This is a genomic window from Caulobacter sp. D5 (assembly GCF_003185805.1).
Classification (GTDB): domain Bacteria; phylum Pseudomonadota; class Alphaproteobacteria; order Caulobacterales; family Caulobacteraceae; genus Caulobacter.
The window spans coordinates 1-6,859 of sequence record NZ_QHJY01000144.1; the positions used below are offsets into that span (position 1 = coordinate 1).

Genomic DNA, 6,859 nt, shown 5'->3' on the forward strand with positions numbered 1-6,859 from the left:
CGGCCTCGGCCAGGCGCTGGGCGGCGGCGCGGGCGCGGGCCTCTTCGGCGGCGGTCTGGGCGGCCAGGCGCTCGACGGCGCCGTCAGCCTCGGCACGAGCGGCCTCGGCGGCCTTGGCGGCGGCTTCCAGTTCGGGACCGCGCTCGGGCGCGGCGGAAATCAGGGCGCGCACCTCGGCCAGTTCCGGCTCGATGCGGGCCAGGCTGCGGCCGGCGTCTTCGGCCGCCTGCTCCTCGCGGGTGCGGTCTTCGTCGATGCGGGCCAGATCGGCCGACAGGCGCTGGAACTCGGCGGCGGCCGCGGCGGCGTCGCGCTCGGCCCGGTCCTTCTGGATCGCCAGCTGGCCCAGCACGGCCTGGGCGATCGTCGCCTCCTCGCGCAGCGGCGGCATGGCGGTTTCGGCCTCGACGATCGCGCCCTGACCGGCGGCGGCGGCGCGGGCGGTGTCCTCGACGTCGCGGACCGCCTGGGTGGCCTCGGACTGGGTGCGCTCCAGGGTGTCGCGGGCCTCGGTCCAGCGGGCGAACAGCACGGCGCCCTGCACGGCGCGGATCTCGGCCGACAGGCGGCGGTACTTCTCGGCCTGGCGGGCTTCGCGCTTGAGGCGGTTCAGCGCCGTCTCGAGCTCGCGGGCCACGTCTTCCAGGCGCGAGAGATTGGTCTCGGCCGCCCGCAGCCGCAGCTCGGCCTCGTGGCGACGGGTGTGCAGCCCCGAGACCCCGGCCGCCTCTTCCAGGATGCGGCGGCGGTTCTGCGGCTTGGCGCCGATCAGCTCGCTGATCTGGCCCTGGCGCACCAGGGCCGGCGAGTTGGCGCCGGTCGAGGCGTCGGCGAACAGCAGCTGGACGTCGCGGGCGCGCACCTCGCGGCCGTTGATGCGGTAGGTCGAGCCGGCCCCGCGGTCGATGCGGCGCACGACCTCCAGCACCGGATCGTCGTTGAAGGCGGCCGGGGCGGTGCGGTCGGCGTTGTCGATGGTCAGGGTGACGTCGGCGTGGTTGCGCGGCGGCCGATTGCCCGAGCCGGCGAAGATGACGTCGTCCATGCCGCCAGCCCGCATGGCCTTGGCGGAGTTGGCGCCCATCACCCAGCGCAGGGCTTCCAGCAGGTTGGACTTGCCGCAGCCGTTGGGCCCGACGATGCCCGTCAGGCCAGGCTCGATCCTGAACTCCGTCGGCTCGACGAAGGACTTGAAGCCGGAAAGGCGCAGACGCTGGAACTGCACGGCCGCGCCCGCCCGCTAGCCCTTCAGGGCCTTGTCGACGGCCTTGGCCAGGTCTTCCACCGTCAGCTCGCCGACGAATTCCTCGCCGTTGATGTAGAAGGTGGGCGTGGAGTTGATCCCGCGCTTGGCGGCCGCCTCGACGCGGGCGTTCAGCGCGGCGAGCGCGGCCTTGTCGTTGAGGGTCGCCTCCAGCTGCGCCTCGGTCAGGCCGAACCGCTTGGCCACGCCCAGCAGCCCGCCCCAGTAGTCGCCGGTCTGGAACATGTCGTGCTGGGCCGCGAAGATCGCCTCGACCGCCTCGAAATAGCGGGCCGGCGGCACGCGGTTGGCCAGCAGGAAGCCCGCGCCGGCCAGGTCGGCCGGCGGGGTCAGGAATTCGCGGAACACCAGCCGGGCCTTGCCCGTGTCGATGTAGCGCTTCTTGATCGCCGGCATGATCTCGAGCGCGGTGTGGGCGCAGTGACTGCAGCTCATCGAGGCGTACTCGACGATCTGCACCTTGGCCTTGGCCGAGCCCATGACGTGGTCGCCGGGCAGGGGCGGCATCTGGGCGGCGCGCGCCAGGCCGGGCATGGCCGCAACGGCCATGCCTGAAACGATCAGCGCGCGCCGGTCCAGGGTCATGCTTACTTGCTCGCCGCGGCGATGGCGGCGTCCAGCTGGGCCAGCGGGGCCTCGCCGCCTTCTTCGTTCAGCTTCTTGCCGTTGATGACGAAGGTCGGGGTGCCCTTGATGTCGGTTTCCTTGGAGTAGCGCTCGATGCGGTCGTTGAGCGCCTTCAGGGCTTTCTCGTCGCTGACGCAGGCGTCGAACTTGGCTTCATCCAGGCCGGCCGACTGGGCGATGCGCAGCAGCACGTCGCGATACTGGCCGGTGGTGAACATCTCTTCCTGCGAGCGGTAGACCGAGTCCAGGACCGAGAAATACTTGTCCTTGCCGGCGCAGCGGGCCAGCAGGAACGAGGCGGCGGCCACCTGCGGCGGGGCGGTCAGGAACTCGCGGTAGACGTAGTTCACCTTGCCGGTGTCGATGTACTTCTGCTTGAAGGCCGGGAAGACCTCCTCGTTCCAGCGGGCGCAGTGCACGCAACTGGCCGAGGCGTACTCGATGACGGTGACCTTGGCGTTCGGGTTGCCCAGGCTCATGTCGTCGGCCGTGACGGCGCCGCCCGACTTGTTGCAGGCGGAAAGGCCGGCGACGCCGGCGACGAGGGCTGCGGCCAGCAGGATCCGGCGAAGGGGCGAGCGCATGGTCGGGTCTTCCTCGAACGTGAATAGTAGAGTTAAGCGCGATTCTTTATCGGCATGAAAATGGCGCGCTTGAGGCTTGGCCCGCATCAGCGCGAACCCGCGCAGGTTGTCAACTTTCGTTGCGCAACACGCCTCGACCAAGCTTCAGCAACGCCTCTTTCAACGGCCCCTCCGGCTGGTCGGCCAGGCTGTTGGCCAGGTCGCGCTCCTGGGCGGCGTCGAGCGGCGGGCGACGGCGGGGACGCGGCGGGGCGCTGGCGGCAGTCCCGGCGACGCGCACCGGTCCCTGCACGATCCGCAGGCGGGTGACCGCGCCCTTGCCCAGCAGCAGGTCGAGACGCTGGGTGATCTGCGGGGCCTGGTGCTGGATCAGCGAGGCCACGGGACCGTCGACCCGCAATTCCAGCGTGCCGCCCTCGCCGGTGCGGCTCTTGATGATGCGGACGGGCTCGGTGCGGCGGGCCAGGGTGTCGCCGACGATCTCCTTCCAGCGGGCCTGCAACGCGCCCGGACCCTGGCCGTACTTCTTGTCCAGCTCGCGGATCAGCGGGGCCAGGCTTTTGCCGGCCGGCGGCGGCACGCGCATCGGCGGCCGGGTGCGGCGGCGCGACAGGATCTTCAGCGCTTCGTCGGCCGTGGGCAGCGTGCGGCGGTACATGCGCGAAAGCCTAGCACGCCCCCTCTCCCCTCGCGCGCGCGGATTTGCGATAGGAGGCGACAATGACCGACGTCGCCGCGATCCGCTCCGCACTTCTGGCCTGGTACGACCGCGAGGCCCGCGTCCTGCCCTGGCGAACCGGCCCCGCCGCCGGACGCGTGGGCCTGCGCAGCGATCCCTACCGCGTCTGGCTGTCGGAGGTGATGCTGCAGCAGACCACCGTGCCGCACGCCACGCCCTATTTCCTGGCCTTCACCCAGCGCTGGCCCACCGTCGAGGCCCTGGCGGCCGAGGAGGATGGCGCGCTGATGGGGGCCTGGGCGGGCCTTGGCTACTACGCCCGCGCCCGCAACCTGCTGGCCTGCGCCCGCGCGGTCGCCCGCGACCACGGCGGCGTCTTTCCCGACACCGAGGAAGGCCTGCTGGCCCTGCCGGGGGTGGGCGCCTACACCGCCGCGGCCGTGGCGGCCATCGCCTTCGACCGCAAGGCCAATGTCGTCGACGGCAATGTCGAGCGGGTGATGGCGCGGCTGTTCGCGGTCGAGGCCCCCGTGCCCGACGCCAAGCCCGAACTGAAGCGGCTGGCCGGCCTGCTGGTCACCGACGAGCGCCCCGGCGACTGGGCCCAGGCCCTGATGGATCTGGGCGCCACGATCTGCAAGCCCAAGGCCCCGCTTTGCGATCGCTGCCCGGTCGAGACCTTCTGCGCGGCCAGGGCCGGCGGCGCGCCCGAGACCTATCCGCGCAAGACCAAGAAGGCCGACCGCCCCCGCCGCCACGGCGTGGCCTATGTGGTCAGCCGCCGGGGCGAAACGGCCCTTGTACGGCGGCCGGACAAAGGTTTGCTGGGCGGCATGCTGGGCCTGCCGACCTCCGACTGGCGAGATCGTCCGTGGTCAGATGATGAGGCGATCCGCGTCGCGCCGATCCTGGCGCCCTGGCGGGATCTGGGGGCGGTGGAGCACGTCTTCACCCACTTCTCGCTGACCCTGCGCGTGCTGGTCACCGAAGCCGACGTCGCCGGCGACTTCGTCTGGACCCCGCACGAGGGGCTGTCGGCGCTGCCGAGCGTGTTCCTGAAGGCGGCCCGGGCGGGGCTGGAGCGGCTGGTGTGATCAAGACCCTCCCCCTGAAGGGGGAGGTGGCCCAGAGGGCCGGAGGGGGAAGTTTCCGCAGACGTTTAGGCCGGTTGCCGGCTCACAGACCACCTCCCCCTCCGTCGCCTTCGGTGACACCTCCCCCTTCGGGGAGAGGGTTCGGAAATCTCAAATATTGACTTCACATCCCATCATGCGAGCAATGCCCTGACACGGGCCCGCTCGACGCCCGGCTCTGGGAGACGCGGCATGGGCATCCACCTTCCGACCCGACGGACGGCGCTGGCGGCCGGGCTCGCCGCGCCGCTGATCCCAGGCCAGGCCCTCGCCAAGCCCTTCCCGCACAAGCTCGTCCGCCCGACCGCGCCGTTCGACATGCCGAGCATCGGCGTGCCTGACTTCTCCGGCGCCAAGCGCTTCCTCATCACCGACTTCGGCGCCGACCAGGGCGACCAAGGAAAAACCAGCGCCGCCATAGCCGCGGCGATCACCGCCGCCAACGCCGCCGACGCAGGCGTGGTGGTGATCCCGGAGGGAACCTGGCCGACCGGCAAGGTGCACCTGAAGAGCAACGTCGCCCTGCACCTGGCCAAGGGCGCCACCCTGCTGTTCTCCGAAAAGCCCGCCGACTACCTGCCCGCCGTCCAGACCACCTGGGAGGGGCTGGAGTGCTGGAACTACTCGCCGCTGGTCTACGCCTTCGACTGCGAGAACGTGGCGATCACCGGCCCCGGCAAGCTGAAGGCGAAGCTCGACGTCTGGAAGGTCTGGTACGCGCGGCCCAAGCCGCACATGGACGCCCTGGTCGCGCTCTACCACAAGGCCGCCAGGGGCGAGCCGGTGAGCGAGCGCCAGATGGCGGCCGGCGAGGCCAACCTTCGCCCGCAGTTCATCCAGTTCAACCGCTGCCGCCACGTGCTGGTCGAGGACGTCAGCATCGAGGACAGCCCGTTCTGGGTGATCCACCCCTTCCTCTGCACCGACGTCGTCATCCGTCGGGTGAAGATCCGCGCCCACGGCCACAACAACGACGGCGTCGATCCGGAGATGAGCCAGAACGTGCTGATCGAGGACTGCGTGTTCGACCAGGGCGACGACGCGGTGTCGGTGAAGTCGGGCCGCGACCAGGACGCCTGGCGCCTGGGCGTTCCCACCCGCAACGTCGTCATGCGCGACTGCCAGATCCGCAACGGCCACCAGCTGCTGGCGGTCGGCAGCGAGCTTTCGGCCGGGATCGAGAACGTCTTCGTCGACAACTGCCACTTCACGGGCGACGGCAGGGGTGAAGACGGCTGGGCCGTGCCGATCGCCAACCTGATGTTCGTCAAGACCAACGAGCGGCGCGGCGGCTTCGTCCGCAACATCCACATGACCAATGTCAGCGCCACGAAGATCGCCGGCAGCGTGCTCGCGGTCGACACCGACGTCCTCTACCAGTGGCGCACCCTGGTCCCGACCTACGAACGGCGGCTGACGGCGATCGAAGGGCTGAGGGTGAGCGACGTCCGGGTCGAAGAGGCCGGCTCGATCTGCCGCATCAAGGGCGAGAAGGACCTGCCGGTCCGCGACGTGCGGCTGCGCAAGGTGGCCGTGGGCAAGGTGCTGGAAGAGCCGGTGAAGACGGAGAATGTCGAGGGGTTCGTATCCGCCTAGGGCAGCCTCAGTAATCCAGCTTCGGATACCACTCCGGCGGCCGGCCCTCCGGCGTGCTGTCGAGCACCATCCACAGCGGCGCGGGATCGGGCGCGCCGCGCGGATCCTGGCCCGGATCGGCGGTCTCGCCCGCCATCTCGCCCGACCAGAAGTGGCGGATCGTCCCGTCGCGACGGGAAAAGACGTTGAAGGCCGGGATCTCCGAGCCGTCGGGCAGCACGCCGAAATAGTCGCGCGAATAGTCGCCGGTCAGGTCGGTGTAGAGCCGCAGGTTCTTCCAGCCGCGCTCGCGCTTCCAGGCCAGCAGCTTGTCGAGCGGCGATCGGGCCACGACCGCCAGCGACAGCTGCTGGTCGATGTCGGCGGCGTTGCCCTCCCACGCGCCCAGCAGGTTGGTGCACATCGGGCAGGGCCGCTCGCGCTGCGGGCCGAACATGTAGGAGTAGACGGCCAGGGTCGGCTTGTCGCGGAACAGGCCGGCGAAGTCGACCTCGCCCTCCTCGCCCTGGAACCGGTAGTCGCCGGTCACCGGCCCGCCCGGCGGCAGCGCCCGGCGCTGGGCGGCGACCCGCTCGATATGGCGGCGCAGCTCGATCTCCTCGGCCAGCAGGGCCGTGCGGGCGGCGCGGTATTCGGCGCTTTCGTTGGGGATCCGCACCGGATTGGCGCGGGCGAGAAGGGCGGCGGAGGTCAGGGTCGCGGCGTCGTCCATGGCGGTCCTCCCGGTGGCGTGGGCAGAGGACGCCGGAGAACGATGGTTTGCAAGCGCTGCAGCGTCCTTCTCCCCCTGCGGGAGAAGGTGGCGCCCCCCGGGTCCGGAGAAGCCGGCCCGAGGATAAACTCCGGCCGACGGATGAGGGGTCGCACAAACGAAAAACGCCGCGACGGCCGATCGGCTGTCGCGGCGTCTGATTTTTGAGAGACCCCTCACCCGACCCCGCTCCGCGGGGCCACCCTCTCCCGCAAGGGGAGAGGG

7 protein-coding genes are annotated in these 6,859 nt (G+C 70.7%); 2 read left to right on the forward strand and 5 right to left on the reverse strand.

The genetic code is table 11. From position 1 onward, the window contains the following. From DMC18_RS10510 to DMC18_RS10525, 4 genes are all read right to left on the reverse strand, one after another. The coding region (locus tag DMC18_RS10510) for an AAA family ATPase (RefSeq protein ID WP_146218044.1) at nucleotides 1–1,225 on the reverse strand (1,225 nt) is incomplete at its 3' end. A gap of 15 nt (nucleotides 1,226–1,240) precedes the next feature. Beyond that, the gene (locus tag DMC18_RS10515; protein WP_110120049.1) at nucleotides 1,241–1,849 is read right to left on the reverse strand and encodes a DsbA family protein; all 609 of its coding nucleotides are present in this window, start codon (nucleotides 1,847–1,849) and stop codon (nucleotides 1,241–1,243) included. 2 nt (nucleotides 1,850–1,851) lie between these two features. After that, nucleotides 1,852–2,475 carry a DsbA family protein gene (locus DMC18_RS10520; protein WP_110120050.1) on the reverse strand — a complete coding sequence of 208 codons (624 nt, stop codon included), beginning with the start codon at nucleotides 2,473–2,475 and terminating at the stop codon, nucleotides 1,852–1,854. Nucleotides 2,476–2,584: 109 nt separating this feature from the next. Further along, nucleotides 2,585–3,133 (reverse strand): DUF721 domain-containing protein, encoded by a 549-nt coding sequence (locus tag DMC18_RS10525; protein ID WP_110120051.1) that lies wholly within the window; start codon nucleotides 3,131–3,133, stop codon nucleotides 2,585–2,587. A gap of 62 nt (nucleotides 3,134–3,195) precedes the next feature. Between DMC18_RS10525 and mutY the strand changes: the two genes are divergently transcribed. Further along, a complete protein-coding gene (mutY, locus tag DMC18_RS10530; protein ID WP_110120052.1) occupies nucleotides 3,196–4,248 on the forward strand; it encodes an A/G-specific adenine glycosylase in 1,053 nt (350 codons plus the stop codon). Nucleotides 4,249–4,479: 231 nt separating this feature from the next. After that, on the forward strand, nucleotides 4,480–5,883 hold the full coding sequence (locus DMC18_RS10535) for a glycoside hydrolase family 28 protein (protein ID WP_110120053.1): 1,404 nt from the start codon (nucleotides 4,480–4,482) through the stop codon (nucleotides 5,881–5,883). A gap of 7 nt (nucleotides 5,884–5,890) precedes the next feature. On the opposite strand, the gene DMC18_RS10540 is transcribed toward DMC18_RS10535, so the two are convergent. After that, nucleotides 5,891–6,595, reverse strand: a complete 705-nt coding sequence (locus DMC18_RS10540; RefSeq protein WP_110120054.1) for a DUF899 family protein — start codon at nucleotides 6,593–6,595, stop codon at nucleotides 5,891–5,893. Nucleotides 6,596–6,859: the final 264 nt, after the last annotated feature.

Excerpts from the sequence above, each read along its gene's own strand:
- DMC18_RS10515 (WP_110120049.1), bottom strand. The coding sequence starts at position 1,849 with ATGACCCTGGACCGGCGCGCGCTGATCGTTTCAGGCATGGCCGTTGCG.
- DMC18_RS10520 (WP_110120050.1), bottom strand. The coding sequence starts at position 2,475 with ATGCGCTCGCCCCTTCGCCGGATCCTGCTGGCCGCAGCCCTCGTCGCC.
- DMC18_RS10525 (WP_110120051.1), bottom strand. The coding sequence starts at position 3,133 with ATGTACCGCCGCACGCTGCCCACGGCCGACGAAGCGCTGAAGATCCTG.
- mutY (WP_110120052.1), top strand. The coding sequence starts at position 3,196 with ATGACCGACGTCGCCGCGATCCGCTCCGCACTTCTGGCCTGGTACGAC.
- DMC18_RS10535 (WP_110120053.1), top strand. The coding sequence starts at position 4,480 with ATGGGCATCCACCTTCCGACCCGACGGACGGCGCTGGCGGCCGGGCTC.
- DMC18_RS10540 (WP_110120054.1), bottom strand. The coding sequence starts at position 6,595 with ATGGACGACGCCGCGACCCTGACCTCCGCCGCCCTTCTCGCCCGCGCC.